Annotated in this window: 23 protein-coding genes; 8 read left to right on the forward strand and 15 right to left on the reverse strand. The window is 69.8% G+C overall.

The features are described from left to right. Nucleotides 1–4: 4 nt before the first annotated feature. The 4 genes from AC2D9U_RS02680 to AC2D9U_RS02695 all read left to right on the forward strand — a co-directional run bounded on the left by AC2D9U_RS02680 (nucleotide 5) and on the right by AC2D9U_RS02695 (nucleotide 3976). Nucleotides 5–895, forward strand: coding sequence for a DMT family transporter (locus AC2D9U_RS02680; protein WP_484746219.1), 891 nt, complete (start codon nucleotides 5–7; stop codon nucleotides 893–895). A gap of 52 nt (nucleotides 896–947) precedes the next feature. Next, nucleotides 948–2162 carry a M24 family metallopeptidase gene (locus tag AC2D9U_RS02685; RefSeq protein ID WP_484746221.1) on the forward strand — a complete coding sequence of 405 codons (1215 nt, stop codon included), beginning with the start codon at nucleotides 948–950 and terminating at the stop codon, nucleotides 2160–2162. 4 nt (nucleotides 2163–2166) lie between these two features. Next, a complete protein-coding gene (locus AC2D9U_RS02690) occupies nucleotides 2167–2814 on the forward strand; it encodes a glutathione S-transferase family protein (protein WP_484746223.1) in 648 nt (215 codons plus the stop codon). Nucleotides 2815–2992: 178 nt separating this feature from the next. Then, nucleotides 2993–3976, forward strand: coding sequence for a Bug family tripartite tricarboxylate transporter substrate binding protein (locus tag AC2D9U_RS02695; RefSeq protein ID WP_484746225.1), 984 nt, complete (start codon nucleotides 2993–2995; stop codon nucleotides 3974–3976). A 50-nt stretch (nucleotides 3977–4026) separates the two neighbouring features. Here AC2D9U_RS02695 and AC2D9U_RS02700 read toward each other — a convergent pair whose 3' ends face one another. The 8 genes from AC2D9U_RS02700 to AC2D9U_RS02735 form a co-directional block, all read right to left on the reverse strand. After that, nucleotides 4027–4524: a GAF domain-containing protein gene (locus tag AC2D9U_RS02700; protein ID WP_484746226.1), complete on the reverse strand. Its 498-nt coding sequence runs from the start codon at nucleotides 4522–4524 to the stop codon at nucleotides 4027–4029. After that, nucleotides 4521–5423 (reverse strand): branched-chain amino acid ABC transporter permease, encoded by a 903-nt coding sequence (locus AC2D9U_RS02705; protein ID WP_484746229.1) that lies wholly within the window; start codon nucleotides 5421–5423, stop codon nucleotides 4521–4523. The genes AC2D9U_RS02700 and AC2D9U_RS02705 overlap by 4 nt, the downstream gene beginning before the upstream one ends. Further along, nucleotides 5423–6295, reverse strand: coding sequence for a branched-chain amino acid ABC transporter permease (locus tag AC2D9U_RS02710; RefSeq protein ID WP_484746231.1), 873 nt, complete (start codon nucleotides 6293–6295; stop codon nucleotides 5423–5425). The genes AC2D9U_RS02705 and AC2D9U_RS02710 overlap by 1 nt, the downstream gene beginning before the upstream one ends. Then, nucleotides 6292–7497, reverse strand: a complete 1206-nt coding sequence (locus tag AC2D9U_RS02715; RefSeq protein WP_484746234.1) for an ABC transporter substrate-binding protein — start codon at nucleotides 7495–7497, stop codon at nucleotides 6292–6294. The genes AC2D9U_RS02710 and AC2D9U_RS02715 overlap by 4 nt, the downstream gene beginning before the upstream one ends. A gap of 41 nt (nucleotides 7498–7538) precedes the next feature. Continuing rightward, nucleotides 7539–8252, reverse strand: a complete 714-nt coding sequence (locus AC2D9U_RS02720; protein ID WP_484746236.1) for an ABC transporter ATP-binding protein — start codon at nucleotides 8250–8252, stop codon at nucleotides 7539–7541. Further along, entirely contained in the window at nucleotides 8249–9022 is a 774-nt protein-coding gene (locus AC2D9U_RS02725) for an ABC transporter ATP-binding protein (protein ID WP_484746238.1), read from the reverse strand. The genes AC2D9U_RS02720 and AC2D9U_RS02725 overlap by 4 nt, the downstream gene beginning before the upstream one ends. Nucleotides 9023–9079: 57 nt before the next feature. Continuing rightward, nucleotides 9080–9259, reverse strand: a complete 180-nt coding sequence (locus AC2D9U_RS02730) for a hypothetical protein (RefSeq protein WP_484746240.1) — start codon at nucleotides 9257–9259, stop codon at nucleotides 9080–9082. Nucleotides 9260–9406: 147 nt separating this feature from the next. Beyond that, entirely contained in the window at nucleotides 9407–10021 is a 615-nt protein-coding gene (locus AC2D9U_RS02735) for a nuclear transport factor 2 family protein (protein WP_484746243.1), read from the reverse strand. Nucleotides 10022–10148: 127 nt separating this feature from the next. On the opposite strand from AC2D9U_RS02735, the gene AC2D9U_RS02740 reads away from it, so the two are divergent. The 3 genes from AC2D9U_RS02740 to AC2D9U_RS02750 all read left to right on the forward strand — a co-directional run bounded on the left by AC2D9U_RS02740 (nucleotide 10149) and on the right by AC2D9U_RS02750 (nucleotide 12206). Then, entirely contained in the window at nucleotides 10149–11126 is a 978-nt protein-coding gene (locus AC2D9U_RS02740) for a tripartite tricarboxylate transporter substrate-binding protein (protein WP_484746245.1), read from the forward strand. Nucleotides 11127–11142: 16 nt separating this feature from the next. After that, the gene (locus tag AC2D9U_RS02745) at nucleotides 11143–11745 is read left to right on the forward strand and encodes a nitroreductase family protein (protein WP_484746246.1); all 603 of its coding nucleotides are present in this window, start codon (nucleotides 11143–11145) and stop codon (nucleotides 11743–11745) included. A gap of 68 nt (nucleotides 11746–11813) precedes the next feature. Next, nucleotides 11814–12206 (forward strand): c-type cytochrome, encoded by a 393-nt coding sequence (locus AC2D9U_RS02750; RefSeq protein ID WP_484746248.1) that lies wholly within the window; start codon nucleotides 11814–11816, stop codon nucleotides 12204–12206. Nucleotides 12207–12228: 22 nt separating this feature from the next. Here the strand turns inward: AC2D9U_RS02750 and AC2D9U_RS02755 are convergent, their stop codons facing one another. Then, entirely contained in the window at nucleotides 12229–13530 is a 1302-nt protein-coding gene (locus AC2D9U_RS02755) for an aspartate aminotransferase family protein (RefSeq protein ID WP_484746250.1), read from the reverse strand. Nucleotides 13531–13605: 75 nt separating this feature from the next. Between AC2D9U_RS02755 and AC2D9U_RS02760 the strand changes: the two genes are divergently transcribed. Further along, complete coding sequence (locus tag AC2D9U_RS02760; protein ID WP_484746253.1) at nucleotides 13606–14289, forward strand: SDR family oxidoreductase; 684 nt, start codon at nucleotides 13606–13608, stop codon at nucleotides 14287–14289. Here the strand turns inward: AC2D9U_RS02760 and AC2D9U_RS02765 are convergent, their stop codons facing one another. The 6 genes from AC2D9U_RS02765 to AC2D9U_RS02790 all read right to left on the reverse strand — a co-directional run bounded on the left by AC2D9U_RS02765 (nucleotide 14290) and on the right by AC2D9U_RS02790 (nucleotide 19904). Continuing rightward, a complete protein-coding gene (locus tag AC2D9U_RS02765) occupies nucleotides 14290–15411 on the reverse strand; it encodes an NADH:flavin oxidoreductase/NADH oxidase (RefSeq protein ID WP_484746256.1) in 1122 nt (373 codons plus the stop codon). It lies immediately after the preceding gene. Next, nucleotides 15408–16250, reverse strand: a complete 843-nt coding sequence (locus AC2D9U_RS02770; protein WP_484746258.1) for a sugar phosphate isomerase/epimerase family protein — start codon at nucleotides 16248–16250, stop codon at nucleotides 15408–15410. The genes AC2D9U_RS02765 and AC2D9U_RS02770 overlap by 4 nt, the downstream gene beginning before the upstream one ends. An 11-nt stretch (nucleotides 16251–16261) precedes the next feature. Further along, nucleotides 16262–16984, reverse strand: a complete 723-nt coding sequence (locus tag AC2D9U_RS02775) for an SDR family oxidoreductase (protein ID WP_484746260.1) — start codon at nucleotides 16982–16984, stop codon at nucleotides 16262–16264. A gap of 12 nt (nucleotides 16985–16996) precedes the next feature. After that, a complete protein-coding gene (locus tag AC2D9U_RS02780) occupies nucleotides 16997–17779 on the reverse strand; it encodes an SDR family oxidoreductase (protein WP_484746262.1) in 783 nt (260 codons plus the stop codon). Further along, entirely contained in the window at nucleotides 17779–18684 is a 906-nt protein-coding gene (locus AC2D9U_RS02785; protein WP_484746264.1) for a dihydrodipicolinate synthase family protein, read from the reverse strand. Before AC2D9U_RS02785 ends, AC2D9U_RS02780 begins: the two co-directional genes overlap by 1 nt. A gap of 242 nt (nucleotides 18685–18926) precedes the next feature. Then, nucleotides 18927–19904 carry a Bug family tripartite tricarboxylate transporter substrate binding protein gene (locus tag AC2D9U_RS02790; protein ID WP_484746266.1) on the reverse strand — a complete coding sequence of 326 codons (978 nt, stop codon included), beginning with the start codon at nucleotides 19902–19904 and terminating at the stop codon, nucleotides 18927–18929. Nucleotides 19905–20032 lie beyond the last annotated feature (128 nt).

A 20032-nucleotide genomic window follows, 5' to 3' on the forward strand; every position in this document is an offset into this window, starting at 1 on the left:
GCAAGTGACCGTTGGTATCGGCACGCCGCAGCAGCCCCGCATCCTGCTCGGCATCGGCTTCATGCTGCTTGCCGCGAGCCTCTTCCCGGTGATGAACGGGCTCGTGCAGTGGCTCTCGCCGCGCTACCCCTCCGAGCAGATCATCTGGGCGCGCATCGCCGGGCATCTGCTGGTGATGCTGGCGGTGATGTTGCCGGGCAGCGGCTGGCAGGTGCTGGCCACGCGCCGACCGCTGGCACAGATCGGGCGGTCGCTGTGCCAGCTCGGCTCGACCACGCTCTACTTCATCAGCATCGCCACGGTGCCGCTGGCGAAGGCGGCGGCGATCTCCTTCATCGCGCCCTTCATCGTCACGCTGCTCGCCTGGCCCCTGCTGGGCGAGAGGCCGAAGCTGCACCGCATGGCGGCGGTGTGCATGGGCTTCCTCGGTGTGATCGTGGTCATCCGGCCGGGCTCCGAGGTGTTCCAGCCGGCTTCGCTGCTGCTGCTGGCCGCGGCGTGCTTCTACGCGCTCTATCAGGTGCTCACGCGCAAGGTCGCACCGCATGACCGGGCCGAGACCTCGGCGCTGTACAGCGCATTGCTGGGGGCTGTGGTGCTGAGCCTGCTGGTGCCCTTCTTCTGGGTAACGCCGCAGAACCTGGCCGATACGCTCGCCTTCCTCGCACTGGGCATGCTGGGGGCAAGCGGGCACTATTTCATCGCGCGCGCGATGGCCTATGCGCCGGCGGCCATCGTCTCGCCCTTCCAGTATTGGCAGATCGTGGGTTCGGTGATCGTCGGCTTCCTCATCTCCGGGCTCTGGCCGGATTGGGGCACCTGGGTCGGCGCGGCCATCGTGGTGGGCGCGGGGCTGTTCCTCGCCCTGGCCGAGGGCCGGCGCCGCACCCCGTGACCGCGGCCGCGCGCCGTGCTTGTTTCGCAGCATCAGTGAGGGGGATCGAGGCATGACCATCGGCGTGGGCGGTTCGGATTTCGCCACGGAACTCGCCGCCATCCGCAATGAACGCGACGTGGTGCCGCCGATCGGCGCCGAGGAGCATGAACGCCGCGTCGCCCGCGCCCAGGCGCGGATGCGCGAACTCGGCATCGCCGCACTCTGGCTCGACGGCACGACCAACCTGCAATGGCTGACCGGCATGAAGCACGGCCAGAGCGAGCGCCCCTTCGGCGCCGTGCTGCCCGCGACCGGCGCGCTGACCTATCTCTGCCCGCAATTCGAGGTCGAGAAGGCGCGCACCCTGCTGCTCGTCCCCGGCGAGATCCGCGGCTGGGAAGAGGATGAGGACCCCTACGCGCTGTTCGGCGACATATTGCGGGAGACGGATACGGCGGGCGGCACGGTGGCCATCGACGACATGGCCCGCATGTTCCTCGCCGAGGGGCTGCGCGGCGCGCTGCCCAACCATCGCTTCGTCGCCAGCGGGCCGGTCACTTCCTTCTTGCGCGAACGCAAGACCGAGCATGAGGTCGCGCTGCTGCGCCAGGCCATGGGCATGACGCTGCGCATCCAGGCGGCGGCGGCGCGCGCGCTCGCCCCCGGCGTCACCACCACCGAGGTCCAGGCCTTCCTGGTGGCCGCGCATCAGAAGGCCGGCTTCGATACCGCGCCCGCCTTCTCCATCGTGCTGTTCGGCGAGCCCAGCGCCTATCCGCATGGCGTGCCCTATCCGCAGACGCTGCAGGAAGGCGACGTGGTGCTGGTCGATGTCGGCGGGCCGCTGCACGGCTATGTCAGCGACATCACGCGCAGCTATGTCTTCGGCGAACCCACCGCGCGGCAGCGCGAGATCTGGAACCTCTCGCACCGCGCCCAGGCCGCGGGTTTCGCCGCCGCGAAGCCCGGCGCGCCCTGCGGGGGCATCGACGATGCCTGCCGGGCGGAGGTGGTGAAGTTCGGCTTCGGGCCCGGCTACAAGACACCCGGCCTGCCGCATCGCACCGGCCATGGCATCGGCATGGATGTGCATGAGGCGCCCTATTTCGTCGGCTCCAACCGCGCGCCGCTCGCGCCGGGCAATACCGGCAGCATCGAGCCCACCATCGCCATCTATGGCGAGTTCGGCATACGGCTCGAGGACCATGTGGTGATCACCGAGACGGGGGCGGAATGGCTGACGCCACCGGCGAAATCCGTCGATGAACCTTTCGCGGGAGTCTGAAACGATGCTGACCATCTATGGCGTCTATCGTTCGCGCGCGCTGCGCAACATCTGGCTGCTGGAGGAGATGGGCCAAGCCTATCGCCATGTGCCGGTGATCCAGCCCTACCGCGCGGGGGCGGCGGAAATGATGCATTCGCGCTCGCCGGAATTCCTCGCCATCAGCCCCAATGGCGGCATCCCGGCGATGCAGGATGGCGATCTGGTGCTGTCCGAATCGCTGGCCATCAACCTCTACATCGCGCGGAAGTACGGCGGCCCGCTGGCCGGCGCCGACCTCGCGGAAGAGGGCCGCATCGCGCAATGGACGCTCTTCGGCGCGACCGAGATCGAGCCGCGCTCCATCCAGATCCTCTACAACCGCGTGCAACTGCCGCCCGAGCAGCGCAGCGAGGCGAAGGTGAGCGAGGCCATCGCCGCGCTGCGCACGCCGCTCGCCGCGCTGGATGCGGCCCTTGCCGCCACGGGCTATCTGGTGGGCGGGCGTTTCACCGTGGCCGACATCAATGTGGCCGAGGTGGTGCGCTACACCCTGCCCGCGCCCGAGGTGCTGGAGGCCGCGCCGCGCGTGAAGGCGTGGCTGACCGCCTGCCATGCCCGCCCGGCCTGGAAGAAGATCTTCGCGCGACGCGAGGAAGAGCCGGCGCTGTAGCGCTTCGCCCAAAGCGGCGTCACCTGCGCAGCATTCTGCCCAGGATAAGGGCAGGCGTCGCCTTCGTCGGACGTGAGCCGGGCGCCCGTTGTGGCACGCCGCTGGCATGGGCGCGCCGCCACGCCGCAAGGACACGATGCCAGCGGCGCGTGGCGACAACAAAGACCGGGATGAAGAAATGAACCGCCGCCACTTGCTGGCCAGCGCCACCGCGCTCGCCATGCCTGCCCTGTTGCCTTCGGGCGCCCTGGCCCAGGGCGCCTTTCCGAACCGGCCGATCCGGATCGTCAGCCCCTTCTCCCCCGGCGGGACCTCCGATGGCGTGGTGCGCCTGCTGAGCCCGACGCTGGAACGCGTGCTCGGCCAGCCCATCGTGCTCGACAATCGCCCCGGCGCGGGCGGCACGGTGGGCACCGCGCATATCGCCGCCGAGCGGCCCGATGGCTATTCGCTGGTGCTGGCCAATGCCGGGCCGATGGCCATCGCGCAGACGCTGTTCCGCAACCTCGCCTATGATGTCCGCCGCAGCTTCTCCTACGTCATGCTCGTGGGTGGCGCGCCGATGGTGGTGGGCGTGCGCCCGGGCGGGCCGATCACTTCCATGGCCGACTACCTCGCCGCCGCCCGCGCCCGGCCCGAGGCGATGAGCTATGGCAGTGCCGGCATCGGCTCGGTCGGGCATCTCGCCGGGATGCTCTGGGCGCGCGAGGCGGGCGTGCAGTTGCTGCATGTCCCCTTCCGTGGCGGTGGCGAGGCCGAGCAGCAGGTGCTTGGCGGCAGCCTGGGTTCCCTGTGGAACACGCTCGGCGCCCATGCCGGCAGCGTGCGCGGCGGCACGTTGCGCGCGCTGGCGGTGACCAGCGGTGAGCGCATGTCCACCTTCCCCGATGTGCCGACCATCGTCGAGGCCGGCTTCCCGAACGCCACCGCGATCAACTGGTTCGTGCTGGCCGGCCCCGCCGGGATGCCGGAGCCCGTCATGGCGCGCATCCGCGAGGCCTTCACGGTCGCCATCGCCGAACCGGGGATGAAGGAGCGCATCGCCGGTCTCGGCGTGCTGACCATGACGGATAACGGGTCCGCCGATGTGCAGGCCTTTGTCTCGCGCGAGGTGGACCGCTGGGCGCCGATCGTGCGCGACAGCGGTGCCACGCCGAGCTGAGGCGCCGGCTGGTCCGATCCGACCGTCGCGGTCGGATCGGACCGGCTGCATCAGCCCTTCATCACGCTGAGAAGGCCGGGCACCGCCAGTGCCGCGAAGTGCTGCGCCACGGGGATATCGGCCTCGGTGTACCAGTTCGCGTGATGCAGCAGGTTGATCGTGCCGATGCTGGCGCCGTTCCAGCGCACCGGCACGTTCAGCACGCTCTCGCAGCCGAGCGAGCGGATCAGCTCGTGGTCGAAGAAGACATCGGCGATGTCCTCATAGGTGCGGCCGATATAGGGCCGCCCCTCATCCAGCACCGAGCGGAACCAATGCGTCTTGTTGATCGGCTTGCGGCCGCCGACGGGGTATTCGCGCGGCATGTTGGAATAGTAGCGCTGGCTCTCCTGCGCGCCGGGATGGATGACCAGGATGGTGAAGAGCCGATGCCCGATGGCCCGGCCCATCGCCGCATCAAGCGCGGCAAAGAGCGGTCCGGGCTGGTCGGGCTCGGCCATCGCCGCCATCACGTTGTGGAGCAAAGGCGCGGGATCGTGGCGGGTCATGGCGTGGACCTTGTGCGGGTTCGTTCGGGAATGAGCCCCTGCGGGCGGAAACGCAGCAGCAGGATCAGCGAGAGGGCGATGATGCCCTCCCGCAGCGCGGCCTTCTGCACGGGGGTGACGCCGGGGATCTCGGCGGCAAGGAAGCGCGTGCCCTCGATCAGTGCGATGACGAACAATGCGCCGATCACCGCGCCGCGCATGGAACCCACGCCGCCCGCCGTCAGCGCCAGGACGATGTAGATCGTCAACAGCGGCGCGAAGCCATCGGGCGCGATATAGGCGTTGTAGTGCGCATAGAGTGCGCCCGCGGCGCCGATGATGGCCGCGCCGATCACGAAGGCCCGCACCTTGAACCAGAGCACCGGCTTGCCCGCCACGGCGGCGACATCCTCATCCTCGCGGATCGCGCGCAGCACCCGCCCGAAGGGCGAATGCGACAGGCGCGCAAGCAGCGCGAAGCCGACCGCGACCGCCGCCCAGACGAGGCCCAGGAAGATCAGGTTGAAGCCCTGCGGCGAGACATCGCCGCGCCAGGGGCCGGGGATGCCGCTGATCCCGTCCGTACCGTTGGTCAGCCAGATCTCGTTCGAGGCGACGAGCCGGATCACCTCCGCGAAGCCGAGCGTCACGATGGCCAGGTAGTCGCCGCGCAACCTCGCGACGATCAGCGCCATCACCCCGCCGGCCGCCGCCGCCACCAGCGCGCCCGCGGCCCAGCCCAGCGGCATCGGCCAGAACAGCTTCGTCGTGAGCAGCGCCGAGGCATAGGCACCGAGCCCGAAGAAGCCGACCAGGCCCAGATTGACCATGCCGGTCAGGCCCCAGATCACGTTCAGCCCCAGCGCCATCAGCGCGTAGAAGCCGGCGAACACCAGCATGGCGACGAGATAGGCTTCCATCAGCCGCGCGCCCCCAGCAGGCCGGAGGGGCGAAACATCAGCACGAGCAGGATGGCAAGGAAGGCCGTGACGGTGCGGTAGGCGGGCTCCAGCACCACGCCGGCCAGTTCCTCTCCCACGCCGACCACCATGGCGCCGAGTGCCGCGCCTGGAATCGAACCCAGCCCGCCCACCACGGCGGCCGCGAAAACACTCAGCACGACGCGGAAGCCGGTCAGCGGATCGATCGAGGTGTCGAGGCCGATCAGCATCCCCCCGAAGCCCGCCAGCCCCGCGCCGATGAAGACGGCGACACGCGCGATGCGGTCCGGATCCACGCCCTTGATGTCGGCCAGCATCGGGTTGTCGGCCACCGCGCGCATCGCCCGGCCGAGCCGCGTGAAGGCGAGCAGCGCAAAGAGCGCGCCGGCGGCCGCGATGGCGTAGAGCGTATTCGCGAGCTGCTGCGGGCTCACGCGGATGCCATCGAAGCGCCAGTCGCGCAGGATCGGCAGGTCATAGCCCTTCAGGTCGTTGCCGAAGGCGAAGCGGACCACGTTCTCGAGCAGGATGGTGAGCGCGACCGAGGCGATGGCGACCGTCAGAGGACCTGCCGGACGCAGCGGCTTCAGGGCCAGTTCCTCGCACAGCAGGCCAACGGCGCCCGCGGCGAGGAAGGCGATCAGCAGCGCCAGGCCAGCCGGCAGACCCCATTGCACATTCGCGATCCAGCCCGCGAAGGCGCCCATGGTCGCGAAGCCGGCCACGGCGAAGTTCGGGTAGCGCAGGACGGCGAAGATGCAGTTGAAGCCGATGGCGGGCAGCATCAGCATGCTCCCCGCCATCACGCCATTCAGAAGGATCTGCGCGAGGTCCCGCCAGTCCTGGATCAAGTCAGGGCCATCAGCACGAAGCGCCCGCCCTCGGCGCGCTCATAGCGGAATTTCGTGCCGCGGATGTCGCCGCGATCGTCGAAATCCACGGGGCCGGAGGCGCCCTCGAAGTTGATCGGTCGCCCGGCGGCGATCAGGCGCAGGCCATCGGTGACATTGTCCACCTTCTCGCCGTCACCGGCCGCGATGCGGCGCACATTGTCGCGGATCGCGACACCCGTCGCATCCCCGGCCGCCGCGGCGGCGAGGATGGCGAGCGAGGCGTGGTCATTGGTCTGCGCCGAATAGGGATCGACCTCGACATTGCCGAAGCGGGTCTGCAGCCGGCGGAAGGCGCCCGATTCGATGTCCGGGCTCGGCTGCCAGGTAATGACGCCGTTCGTCACCTCGTTGGGCAGGGTCTGGAAGCTGCTCTGGTTCACCGCATAGGCCGGCGTGAAGCGGCGGCCCTCGAAGCCGGCACGGAAAAGCTCGCGCAGCAGGATGGTGACATCCGGCAGGTAGCCGTTGAGGAACACCGTATCGACGCGCGCGCGCATGATCTGGTCGACTTCCGAGCGGAAGGCGGTCTTGTCGCGCTCATACACCACATAGCCGGCGACCGTGCCGCCGGCGGCGCGGAAGCGCTCGGTCAGCACGTCCTGGCTGGACTGCGCGAAGGGCGACTGCGCGGCCAGGTGGAAGACGCGGCGCGAGCCCTGGCGAAGCAGGAAGTCGGCGCCGGTCGCGATCTGCAGGCGGCTGTTGGGCTGGGTTCGGAAGATGAAGCCCTGGTGGGGCAGCAAGGTGATGGAATCGGCGCCCGAGACGGTGAACAGCGGCAGCCGGTTCTCCCAGCACAACGGCGCGACGGCGGTGGTCACCGAACTCGCCCAGGTGCCCATCAGGGCGGTCACGCGATCCACATCGATCAGCTTGCGCGCGCCGCGCACGCCGGCATCGGGGTTGGTCTGGTCATCCTCGGCGACCACGCGGATCTGCCGGCCGCGAACACCGCCGGCGGCGTTCGCCTCATCCACCACCGACTGGATGGCGCGCAGCATGGCCGGGCCATAGGGGCCACCCGCACCGGTGAGCGGCGGCAGGGCGCCGAAGACGATCGGCGCGCCCTGGCCGAAAGCCTTGCCGCCGATGGTGAAGCTGGAGGCGAGGCCGGCAGCGCCAAGCAGCGCGGCGCGGCGGGTGGTGGTGAAACGCGTCATCCCAGTCATCTCCCCGTTTGCGGTTTTCAGGATAGCCAGACTCATCCGCCAAGGAACAGGCGGCGCACCTCGGGATCTGCGGCCAGGGCAGCGGCCGCGCCAACGCGCGCGACGCGCCCATCGACAAGCACTATGCCTTCTTCGGCGATGGCCAGCGCCTCCAGCGCATTCTGCTCGACCATCAGGATGGCCGTGCCCTCGGCATGGATCGCCGCGATGCTGTCGAACAGCGATTCGGCGGCCTTGGGGCTCAATCCGGCGGAGGGTTCATCGAGCAGCAACAGCTTCGGATCCACCATCAGCGCCATGCCCATGGCCAGGATCTGCCGCTGTCCGCCCGAGAGCGTGCGCGCCGCCCTGCGGCGCTTCTCCGCAAGAATGGGAAAGCGGGCGAACAGCGCCTCGACGCGCCGCACCACCTGCGCGCGGGGTTCGAGATAGCCGCCCATCTCCAGGTTCTCGCGCACGGTGAGGCTGGGGAAGATGTTGGCTTCCTGGGGCACGAAGGCCACGCCGCGGGCTGCGACGCCGCGCGGCGGCAGGCCGGTCAGCACCTCGCCCGACAGGCGCACCTGCCCTGCCTTGGGCTTGATCATGCCCGCGATGGCCTTGAGCAGCGTGGACTTGCCTGCCCCGTTCGGCCCCACGATCGCCGCCATGCGTCGTTCCGGCAACGCCAGCGTGATCCCCTTCAGGATCTCATCCGCCGCGCCATAGCCGCCGACGAGCCCCTCGACCTCCAGCAGCGCGCTCATGCGTGCGCCCGCCTGCCCATATAGGCTTCCTGCACGCGCGCATCCTCGGCGACATCGCGGAAGGCACCGCTGGTGAGGAAGCGCCCCTCGGCCATCACGATCACCTCGTCGCAGAGCGAGGCGACGAAATCCATGTGGTGCTCGACCACCAGCACGGTCATGCCCTCATCGCGCAGGGCGCCGATATGGGTGGCGATCTCGGCCGAGAGCGAGGGGTTCACCCCCGCCACGGGTTCATCGAGCAGCAGCAGGCGCGGTTCGGCCATCAGCGCGCGGCCGATCTCCATCAGCTTCTTCTGCCCGCCCGAGAGTGCGGCCGCCTGATTGTCCAGCACGCGGGTGAGGTTGAGCCGGGCCGCGACGCGCTTGGCACGCTCGCGCAGCATCTCTTCGCGCGCGCGGGTCGCGCCCGGGCGCAGCAGCGCGCCCAGCACCTGCTCGCCCGGCTGCGCGGGGCCGTAGAGCAGGAGGTTCTCGAGCACCGTCAGGCGCGGGATGCCACGCGCGATCTGGAAGCTGCGCACCAGCCCCGCGCCGGTGATGCGGTCCGACCGCCAGCCGGTGATGTCCTGGCCGTCGAAGACGACCTGCCCCGAATCGGGACGGATGACGCCGGAGATGCATTGGAAGGCGGTGGATTTGCCCGCGCCATTCGGGCCGATCAGCGCCGTGACGGTGCCGCGCCGGACGGAGAAGTCCAGGCCGGCCAGCGCCACGACCCCGCCGAATCGCCGGCCGAGGCCGCGCACGTCGAGGATCGAGGCGGTCATGCGCGCAGACGCTACACGACCAAGGATGCGGCGCAATCCCGCCGAGGCTGGCTCAGCTCAGCCTGGCTGCACCTTAGCCAGGGCTGCCTTGACCGAGCCTGCCTGGGCCTCGCCCGGCAGGACCGGGGCGGCGGGCTTCAGCGGCCGTGGCGGCAGCACAAGGGCGGGCGGCGGCTCCGGGGCGCGCAACAGACCCGAGGCGAGCATCTGCTCGCGTCGGAAGGCCTGCTGGTCCATGTCCATCCTCCTCGGGCGGAATCCGCCGTGCCACACAGGTGACGCCCTTACGCCCGCTTAGTCCAGCGCCGATGGCACGACCGCGGCAAAACAGCGTCTGGCGGATGAAAGCATGCCCGCGTTAGCGAAGCGTGAGCGGGGCTCGGCCTACTCCTCCCAGCCCGGCGCCTCGCCGGCCAGCCAGCGCCGGCCCGCGGCGTAGAGCGCCTGCACGCGCTCCCCCTTCAGCCCCGGCATGTCGGTCTTCACCGTGTAGCCGATCTGGGTCTGCAGATAGGCAAGATGGCGGTAACCCTCGGGGAAGCGCGCCAGCAACGCGGGATCGAGGCTGAGCTTCGCGGCCGGGTCCACCGGGTCCATCCGGTCCTTCTCGTAGATCGGCTGGCGCAGCACGATGCCCCATTTGCCGTCGCGCTCCTCGATGAAGTCGTGGAAGCGGCCCGTGCAGACGACATCGACCAGCACGCCATGCACCTCGGCGCGCTGGCTGATCGTCATCTTGGTCTGGGCGATGGCGCGGTGGCCGGCGAGATCGACCGAGCAGCCGCCGAGGAAATGCAGGATCGAGACACCCTTCGCCCAGCCGGCCTTGGAGGCCTCGATGAACTGCGCGGCCGGGGCCTGGCACCAGGTGGCGAACATGCGGCCATCGCTGTGCCAGCAACTGGCGAAACGCTCCCAATCCCCGGCATCGCGCCAGACCGCCCAGTTCTGCACGAGTTCGGCCACCTGCAGGCGGCGGAGTTGGTCATTGGCGGTCATGGCAGGCCTCTTCGATGCTCGGCCGCGCTTATCGCGCGCCCCGGCGCCCCGCAAGACAGCTTGACGCGCCGCCCCCGTCGCGTAGGAGAGCGCGCAACAAACGATTGCACGTCCGAGGAGACAGCCAATGACCCTGACGCGCCGCGCCACGCTGGCCACCGCCCTGATGCTGCCCGGCCTGGCGCACGCCCAGCCGCGCCCGGTCTGGCCGGATCGCCCCGTGCGCCTGCTGCAGGGCTTCGCGGCCGGCGGCGGCACCGACATCCTCGCCCGCCTCGTCGCGCCCAGCCTCGCGGCCGCCTTCGGCCAGCCCGTGGTGGTGGAAAGCCGCCCCGGCGCGGGCGGCACGCTGGCGGCCGAGGCGCTGGCGCGGGCGACCGACGGGCATACGCTGATGATGCTCAACAACGGCTTCGCCGTTTCCGCCGCGCTGTATCGCCGCCTGCCCTATGACCCGCGCGCCGACATCGCGCCGGTGGCGATGGTGGCCAGCAGCGGGCTCGTGCTGCTCGTCGCCAATACGCCCGACGCACCGCGCGACCTGGCGGAGCTGATCGCGCGCGCCAGGGCGCGGCCGGATGCGCTGAACCTTGCCACCGTCGGCGTCGGCAGCACGCAGCACTTCGTCGCCGAGGCGGTGCAGGCGGCTGGCGATTTCCGCCTCACCCATGTGCCCTATCGCGGCACCCCGGCCGCGCTCATCGCGCTGCGCGCGGGCGAGGTGCAGGTGGTCTCGGAAGTGGCGGCCGCGGTACTCGGCCAGATCCGCGATGGCGAGGTGCGCGCGCTCGCCATCACCTCGCCGCGGCGCTCGCCCCTGCTGCCGCAGGTGCCGACGGTCGCCGAATTGCTCAACCTCTCCGATTTCGATATCGAGACCTGGTATGCCATCGGCGCGCCCGCCAGCATGCCGAGCTTTGTCATCGAGCGCATCACCGAGGCGGTGCGCGGCCTCGCCGCGAATGCCGAGCTCGGCCCGCGGCTGGCCGCCCTCGGCCTCACGCTGCGCGAGGCCGGCACGCCGGCCAGCACGCGCGCGCAGGTGCATGCCGAGATGGCGCGCTGGGCCGAGGTGGTCGAGCGCACCCGCATGGAACGCCAATAGAGGACTGCCACCCAGCATGACCGACCGCATCGCCGCCACCGACCACCCCGTCCATGCGCTGATCGCCGCGCGCTGGAGCCCGCGCAGCTTCACCGAGGCGCCGGTGACGGCCGAGCAGACGGCGAGCCTGCTGGAAGCCGCGCGCTGGGCGGCCTCCTGCGTCAACGACCAGCCCTGGTATTTCGTGATCGCGCGGCGCGATGCCGATCCGGCGGGCTTCGCGAAGCTGCTCGGCCTGCTCACGCCCAACAACCAGGGCTGGGCGAAGCGGGCGGGGCTGCTGATGATCGCGGTGGCGCGCATGAACTTCGCCGCCAACGGCAACCCCAACGCGGTGGCGACCTATGACCTCGGCCAGGCGGCGGCGCATATCGCGCTGCAGGCCACGGCCCTCGGGCTGCAGGCGCACCAGATGCGCGGCTTCGATGTGGAACGCGCGCGCAGCGAGCTCGGCGTGCCGGCCGGACATGAGCCGATGGCGGCGATCGCGGTGGGGCATACCGGCGACCCCTCCCTGCTGCCGGAAGCCCTTGCGGTGCGCGAAGTGGCGCCACGGACCCGCAAGCCGATCGATGCCTTCGCCTTCGTGGCGCAGTGGGACGCAAAACTCGTTCCGTGACGCGCTCTTGCCAAGCGCGGCGGAGGCAGAATATCGGTTGCGGATAACCAAGCCGGGAGCCAATGCCGATGCAACGTCACCTTCTTCTGCCGCTGGCCGCGGCAGCGGCTTTCCTTCTCGCGCCAACGGCGCAGGCACAGGATGCCGATGCCGGCCAGCGCGTGTTCAACCAGTGCCGCGCCTGCCATGTCATCGCGTCCGGCGGCCGCAACGGCGTGGGCCCGAACCTCTACGGCGTCTGGGGCCGTGCCGCCGGCGCGGTGGAGGGCTTCCGCTACTCCGCGCCGATGCGCCAGAAGGCCAGTGAGGGCCTGGTCTGGACGGAAGAGAATCTGCGCGCCTACCTGACCGATCCGAAGTCGGTGGTGCCGGCGGGCTCGATGGCCTTCGCCGGCATCCGCAACCCGCAGCAGCTCAACGACCTGATGGCCTATCTGCAGCGGGCCTCGACGGCGCAGTAAGCCTGTGTCGCGCGGCTGGCCATCAGCCGCGCATCACGGGGCCGCGCAGCGCGAGGAATTCGTCCACCGCCTCGACGAATCCCGCGCGCTCCGCCTGCCCGACCATCAGTGACAGCGCGACCATGCCGCGGCGGGCGATGTACCAGCCGCGCTCGAGCAGATCCAGGAACAGCAGTTCCTTCATCGCCTGGTCGCCCGCGGCCGCCTCCGTCGCGTCCCGTGGCGCGGCGGCAGTGAAGTGGAAGGACATCATCGAGCCGCGGCCGGTGACGACCATCGGCACGCCATGCGCCGCGGCGCGGGCATTCAACGCATGGCGCAAGTCATCGCCTGCGGCATTGTGCGCGACGGCGACCTCCGGCGTGTAGATCTCCGACAGCGCGGCGATGCCGGCCGACATGGTCAGCGTGTTGTTGTTGAAGGTGCCGGCATGGCCGATGGCATCCGCGCGCCGCGGATCGAAGCGCGACATCAGATCCGCCCGTCCGCCGAAGGCACCGAAGGACATGCCCCCGCCGATATACTTGCCCAGCGTCACCAGATCCGGCTTCAGCCCCATCGCGCCATGCAGCCCGCCAGGCGCGAGGCGGCTGGTCATGACCTCATCGAGGATGAACAGCGCGCCGGACGCCGCCGCGGCGGCCTGGAGCCCCTCGAGGAACGCCGGCGTCGCCGGGATGCAGCCGCCCCCGCCCAGCATCGGCTCGAGGATGATGGCGGCGAGATCACCGGCATGGGCCTCGATCAGCGCCTGCGCGCCCGCGAGATCATTGTAGCGCGCCAGCACCACGCGATGCGGCACGTTCAGCGAGGCAAGGCCGCTCGCGAAGGAGAACAAGCCGCCATGATAGCCGCCCTCGAAGGCGAGGATGGTGCGCCGCCCCGTCGCGATGCAGGCGAGGCCGAGGGCCATGAGGTTCGCCTCGGTGCCGGAATTGCAGAAGCGCACCCGCTCCACGGCCGGGAAGCGCGCGCAGACGAGGCGCGCGAACTCGCCCTCCAGCGCATTGTGCCCGGTGAGGTTTACGCCGAGATCGAGGGCCCGCAGCACCGCTGCGCGGATCGCCGGATGCGAGTGCCCGAAGAGCCCGGCGGAATACTCGCCGATCATGGAGACGTAGCTGTGGCCGTCGGAATCGGTGATCCGGCACCCCTCCCCGCTTTCGACGCGGAAGGGAAAGGGGCCGTGGAAGATCACGCTGCGGGTATTGCCGCCGGGCATATGGGCGGCGGCCTCCAGATGGTGCGCCTGGCTGCGCGGGCGGCGCCGGGCATAGGTCTCGCGCGCCTCTTCCAGCGCGTCGGTGAGATCGGCGTTGCGCATGCGGCCCTCCGGCGCCGGCTTTGCCTCCGCCTGGCGCTGCCGGCATCATGACCCCTCGGGGCGGGAGGTGACCAGATGGGATTGCTCGCGGGCCGCATCGCGGTGGTGACGGGCGCGGCGCGTGGCCTGGGTGCGGCCATCGCCGCGAGGCTGGCGGCCGAGGGCGCGGCGGTGACGGGGCTCGACCTGCCCGAGTGCGACGTGACCGAGGAAGCGCAGGTGGCGCAGGCCATGGCGCGGCTGCCGCATATCGACATCCTCGTCGCCAATGCCGGCGTGGTGCCGCCCTGGCGCGGCGTGGAGGCGCTCGACCTCGCCGAGTGGGACCGGGTCTTCGCCGTGAATGTGCGCGGTGTCGCCGCCTGCATGAAGCACGCCGCCCCCCGCATGGGCGCGGGCGGGGCGATCCTCGCCATGGCGAGCCTGAATGCCGAGCGCACGGCGGCGGGCCAGGCGCTCTACACCGCGAGCAAGCACGCCGTGCTGGGGCTGGTGCGCGCCGCGGCGCTGGATCTCGGCCCGCGCGGCATCCGCGTGAACGCGCTTGGCCCCGGCCCCGTTGCCACCGCGGCGCTGCGCGGTCGCATCGCCGCGCGCGGCATGGCGGAGGACGAGGCGCTGGCCCATGAGGCCGCGCGCACGCCGCTCGGCCGCATCGCGACCGAGGCGGAGGTGGCGAATGCGGCGCTGTTCCTCGTCTCCGATCTCGCCAGCGGCATCACCGGCAAGATGCTGCGCGTCGATGGCGGGCTGGCGTGATCAGTGCCGCCCTTGGGCCGCCGCCCGCCGGTTGAGGTAGAAGGCGTAGCTCGGCGGCAGGATATCGGCCGGCTTGGCCACGCCCAGCGCGCGCGACGCGCGATAGGGCCAGGCCGGATCGGCGATGAATTCGCGGGCCAGCGCGATGGCGTCCGCATGGCCCTCGGCCAGGATCTGCTCGGCCAGGACGGGATCCGTGATGAGGCCCACCGCCATGGTCGGAATGCCGACCTCACGCTTCACCGCCGCCGCCAGCGGCACCTGGAAGCCATGCGTCTGCGGCACCTGCGAGAGCGAAACCGGCAGGCCGATGCCGCCTGCCGAGCAATCGATCATGTCCACGCCGCGCGCCTTGAGTTCGCGCATGACGGGGATCGAATCCTCAAGCGTGAGCCCGCCCGGCATGTTGTCCGCCAGCGAGGCGCGCCAGAGCAGCGGCATGCGCTCGGGGATCACCGCGCGCACCGCCTCCGCCACGCGCAGCGGCAGCTTCATCCGCCCGGCCGCATCGCCGCCATAGGAATCGCTGCGCTGGTTGGTGAGCGGCGAGAGGAAGGCGTGCAGCAGATAGCCATGCGCGCCATGCAGTTCGATCAGGTCGAAACCGGCCGCCACGGAACGCCGCGCGGCGGCGGCAAAACCCGCCACGATGCGGTCGATGTCCTCGAGGCTTGCCGCGCGCGGGGCACGCCAGCCCTCGCGCATCGGGATCGCCGAGGGGCCGATGGTCTCCCAGAAGGCCTCGGGGCCGCTTTCGGGCAGCGGGCCATTGCCCTCCCAGGGGCGCTGTGTGGCGCCCTTGCCGCCTGCGAAGTTGAGCTGGATGCCCGACGCCACGCCCTGCGCGCGATGCAGCGCGTTGATCTCGCGCCAGGCCGCCACCTGCTCATCGTTCCAGATGCCGGCGCAGCCATGGGTGATGCGCCCCTCGCGCAGCACCGCGGTGGCCTCGGCGATCATCAGGCCGACGCCACCGAGCGCGAAGCGGCCGTGATGCGCGCGGTGCCAGGCGTTCGGCACGCCCTCTTCCGCCAGGTACTGGCACATCGGCGCAACGGTGATGCGGTTGCGGAGCGTCACGCCGCGCAAAGTCAGCGGCGTGAACATCACGGGATCGCTCATGCGGGGCGCTTTTCCCATCCATGCTGCGCCAGGATGTCGTGGCTGGCCGCGAGGTCGCCATCCGGATCCGTGCCCGGCTGCGCGGCATCGGTGATGATCTCGAGCACGGTGAGGCCGGTATAGCCGATCTCGCGCAGCGCCGCGGCGGCAGGGCCGGGCTCTACGATGCCGGTGCCCAGGCGATCATGCTTGAAGTCGCCATAGCCGGTGTCGCTGATGTGCACGTTCTTGATGCGGCTGCCGAGCATCTTGATGGCAGCGCCGACATCCTCCTTGATGTAGGCGCTGTTGCAGACATCGAAGTTGATGCCGACGGAGGAATCGATGTCGTTCGCGACGTCGAGCATGTCCTTCGCCGTGGGCAGGAAGGTGAAGGGCACGTTCTCGAGGATGATCTCCGTGCCGCTGCCCTTCGCATGGGCCACGAGTTCCTTCGTGCCCTCCACGAACCAGTCGCGCATCCACTTCACGGGCGGGTTGATGAGCGAGTTCACCGGACCCGGAATGGCGCAGACATAGGGGCAGCCCCAATCGGCGGCGAGGTCGATCGCCTCCTTGTAGCGATCGAGGGTGTAGCGCCGCATGATCGGGCAGACGCTGTTCGGGTTGTTGTCGAGCAGCGGGTAGCAGAAGCTGGTGATGCGCCCGCCGATGTCGTTGAGCCAGGACTTCACCGCACGCTTCTCCGCCGGCGTCATCGAGGACGGCCAGAGATGCGGCGGGAAGATCATCATCTCGAAATTCCGGTAGCCCTGGCTCGCCAGATGCTGCAGCGCGCCGAGGCCGGAATGCGAATAGAGGAAGGGAAAGGTCGAGGCTGCCACGCGGAAATCGGCCATCTGGATTCTCCTCAGAGCATGGATTCGAGGCGGGTGTTCACGATCATCTCCGCCACATGCGCCTGCTCCGGCAGGCGCAGCAGCAGGGAGACGATCTCGGCGATGGTATCGGGCCGCAGGCGGCCCGGCCCGGGGGTGACGCCGGGCAGGCTCGCAACCAGTTCCGTGTCGATCGCACCGGGGCAGAGCGCGGTGGCGCGCAGCCCCTCCGCATGGCCGGCGAAGCGCGTCGCGTGGGTGAGTGCCACCAGCGCATGCTTCGACATGGCGTAGCCCAGCGTGACCGAGATGTCGCGGATGCGCTTGCCGTCGGTGGAAGCAATGTTCACCACGCGGCCATGGCCCGAGGCGCGCAGATGCGGCAGCGCCGCGCGCGTGACGCGCAGCGGCGACTTGACGTTCACCTCCCACATCGCGTCCAGCGCATCCTCATCGTCATCGTCGAAGGTGACGCGGGCGAGGATGCCGGCATTGTTCACCAGCGCGTCGAGCCGGCCATGCGCGGCCACCGCCTCCGCGATCCAGGAGGCCGCGGTCGCGCGCTGCGTGGCATCGAAGCGATGGAAGGTCACGCGCGCACCACCGGCGAATGCCAGGCGCGCAGCGGCGCCCTTCGGGTCGCGCACACCAAGCGCGAGCGCGAAGCCTTCCGCATGCAGGCGCCGCGCGATGCTCGCACCCAGCCCCCGCCCCGCCCCGGACAGGGCGACGACCCGGCCTTCGGCGGGGAGCATCGCGGCACTCACTCAGAACAATCCCTGATAGACGCCGCCATCATTGACGATGTTTTGCGCCGTCATGAAGCCCGCCTGCGCGCTGCAGAGGAAGGCCACCAGATCACCATTCTCCGAAGGATCGGCGAAACGCCCAGCCGGGCAGTTCTTCAGCCGGTCCTGCACGATCGCCTCATAGGTCACGCCGCCGCGCGCCGCATGGCCATGCAGATTCGTGCGCAGCGCATCGGTATCGAACAGGCCAGGGCAGACGCTGTTGATCGTCACGTTGTGTCCGATCAACTCGCGCGAAAAGGAAGCGATCGCCGCGGCCAGGCCGGCGCGCGCCGAATGGCTGTGCGCAAAGCCGACCTGCGGGAACTTGATGAAGCTGACCGAGATGTTGACGATGCGTCCGAACTTGCGCTCGCACATGCCCGGCGCGGTGCGGCGGATGAGATCGACGGCCGAGTAGAAATGCTCGTCCCACCAGCGGCGCCACTCGGCCTCATCCCAGCTGCGGAAATCGCCCGGCACCTGGCGCGTGCCCGGGCTGGTGACCAGGATGTCCGGCGCCGGACAGGCCGCGAGCAGCGCGTCGCGACCCGCGGCGGTGTTCACATCGCCCGCCACGGTGCGCACTTTCACGCCGTGCCTCGCCGTGATCTCCGCTGCCGCCTCCTCCAGCGGTCCGGGGGTGCGTGAGATCAGCGTGAGGTCGCAGCCCTCCCGCGCGAGGCTCTCCGCACAGGCGCGGCCCAGCCCCTTGCTGGCCGCGCAGACAATGGCCTGACGGCCGCGAATGCCCAGATCCATCAGCGTGCAATCCCGAGATCGCGCAGCCCCTGCTTGAGGCCTTCAAGCGGCTCGCCCACACAGGGCTGCAGCGGCATGCGCGGTGTGCCGCCTCCCGGATAGCCAAGGAAATCCATCGCAGCCTTGGTGGCCGGATAGAGCGTGCGCCCGCCGCTGACGAAAAGATCCGTCAGGCGCCGGCAGGTCGCCTGCAGTTGCTCGGCCTCCGCCATCCGTCCCGCCTTGGCGGCGTGGTAGAGATCCGTGCAGCCCTTCCAGACATTCGGAAAGCAATCGACCGTGCCATCGGCGCCAAGCGTCACGGCCGGCACGCCGAAGACCGAGGAGGGCCCGCAGAAGACACGCAGCTGGTCCTTCACCGCGATCAGCGTCGCGTAGAAATTGTTCCAGTCGCCGCTGCTCTCCTTGATCGCGACGACCTTCTCCAAGGAAGCGAGCCGCAGCGCGAGCGCGGGCGAGATCGCGTTCACCGCATTGCCCGGAATGTTGTAGGCCATGATCGGCAGCGGCGAAGCGGCAGAGACGGCCGCGAAATGCGCGAAGATCTCGTCATCCGTCAGCTTCACGAAATAGGGCGGCAGCACCAGCACGCCATCGGCGCCGCATTCGGCAGCCATCTTCGCGAAGGCGATGGTGTCCGCCGCACCGACGCAGCCCACGCCGACGATCGCCGTGCCGCGCCCCTTGGTCGCGGTCACCGTGTCGCTATAGAGCGCGCGGCGTTCCTCGGCGCTCAAGGTCCAGAATTCGCCGGTGCAGCCGCAGGCGACGACGCCCGTCGCGCCCTCATCCAGCAGCCGCGCGATGTTGGCGCGGAAGCCCGCACGGTCGAGGCGCCCTTCGGCATCGAAGGGCGTCGTCACGGCCGGCATCGGCCCCGACCAGGTGACGCTGTTGCGATCCATCTTCGGCACTTCCTCTATCGTTACAGAAGCGGCGCCACATCCATTCGCCGCAAGCGGGCGCGGTGGAAGTCTGATGCCCCGCGGTTTCGTCGCATTCCCAGGCGCGCGCGTCGACATGGCCTGCCTTCACCCCGCGGCAAAGCCATGGCCGACGCACATGGCCTGCCACCGCGACAACACAAGGCAAATGGCCTCCCCATTGCGGGGAGGCCACCCTGGCTTGCCTGCGGCGTCCAGCCGGCTCAGCTGTCGAGGGTAATCCCAAGTTCGCGGATCAGCGGCTGCCAGGTAGCGACTTCCTGACGTACGAGATCGCGCATCGCGTCGGTGCCCAGATTGTTCGGCTCCAGCGCCAGCCCCCGCAGACGGGTGACGAAGTCGTCGCTCTGCACAACGCGGCTCACCTCCGCCTCAAGCCGGCGGACGATCGGCTCCGGCGTGTTGGCGTGCACGGCGACGCTGTTCCAGGCGTAGATTTCCGCGTTCATCACGCCCTGCTCGGCGAAGGTCGGCACGTTCGGGAAGGTGCCGACGCGCGACGGCATCGAGGTGCCGAGCGCCTTCACCTGGCCGGTCTGGATTGCCTGGACCGCGACCGCGACATCGCTGAAGCAGGCGTTCACGACGCCTGCGATGGTGTCCTGCAGCGCCGGCGCGCCACCGCGATAGGAGACCTGGTTCACCTCGATCCCCGCGGCGCGGGTCATGCGCACGATGCCGAGATGGTTCGGCGAGCCCACGCCCGCGTGGGAAACCGACACCTGGCCCGGCCGCGCACGGCACTGCGCGACGAACTCCTGCAGCGTGTTCGCCGGGAAGGAGGGGTGCACGAGCAGCATGTACGGAAAGCGCCCCATACCGTGCACGATCCGGATGTCGCGCTGCGGATCGTAGGGAATGCGCTGCGACATGGCCGGAATGAAGACGAGGCCCGTCAGGTCGGCCGAGAACAGCGTGTAGCCATCGGCCGGCGCGCGCACGAAGACTTCGGTCGCCGGGATGGTCGCGCCGCCCGCACGATTCTCGACCACGATCTGATGGCCGAGCGGACCGCTGATCCCCTGCGCGACAAGGCGCCCGACGAAGTCCGAGGAGCCGCCGGCGGCCCAGGGCACGATCCAGCGCGGCGGCCGGTTAGGGTAGTTTCCCTGCGCGAAGGCGGGCGCGGCGAGGCCCGCCAGCGGAAGAGCCGCAAGGCTGCGGCGGCTGATGTTCGTCATGGAAGCTCCTCCCTGAGGTCTGGGTGAAAGTGTTTACGGAATAGGTTCGCAGGGCAAGCCCTTTTGCAGAAATTGTTCGCTGTGCGGCATGCAGCGGCGGACAGGGTCGTGCTGCGTCACCCGCACCC

This window comes from Roseomonas sp. TF40 (assembly GCF_057219975.1).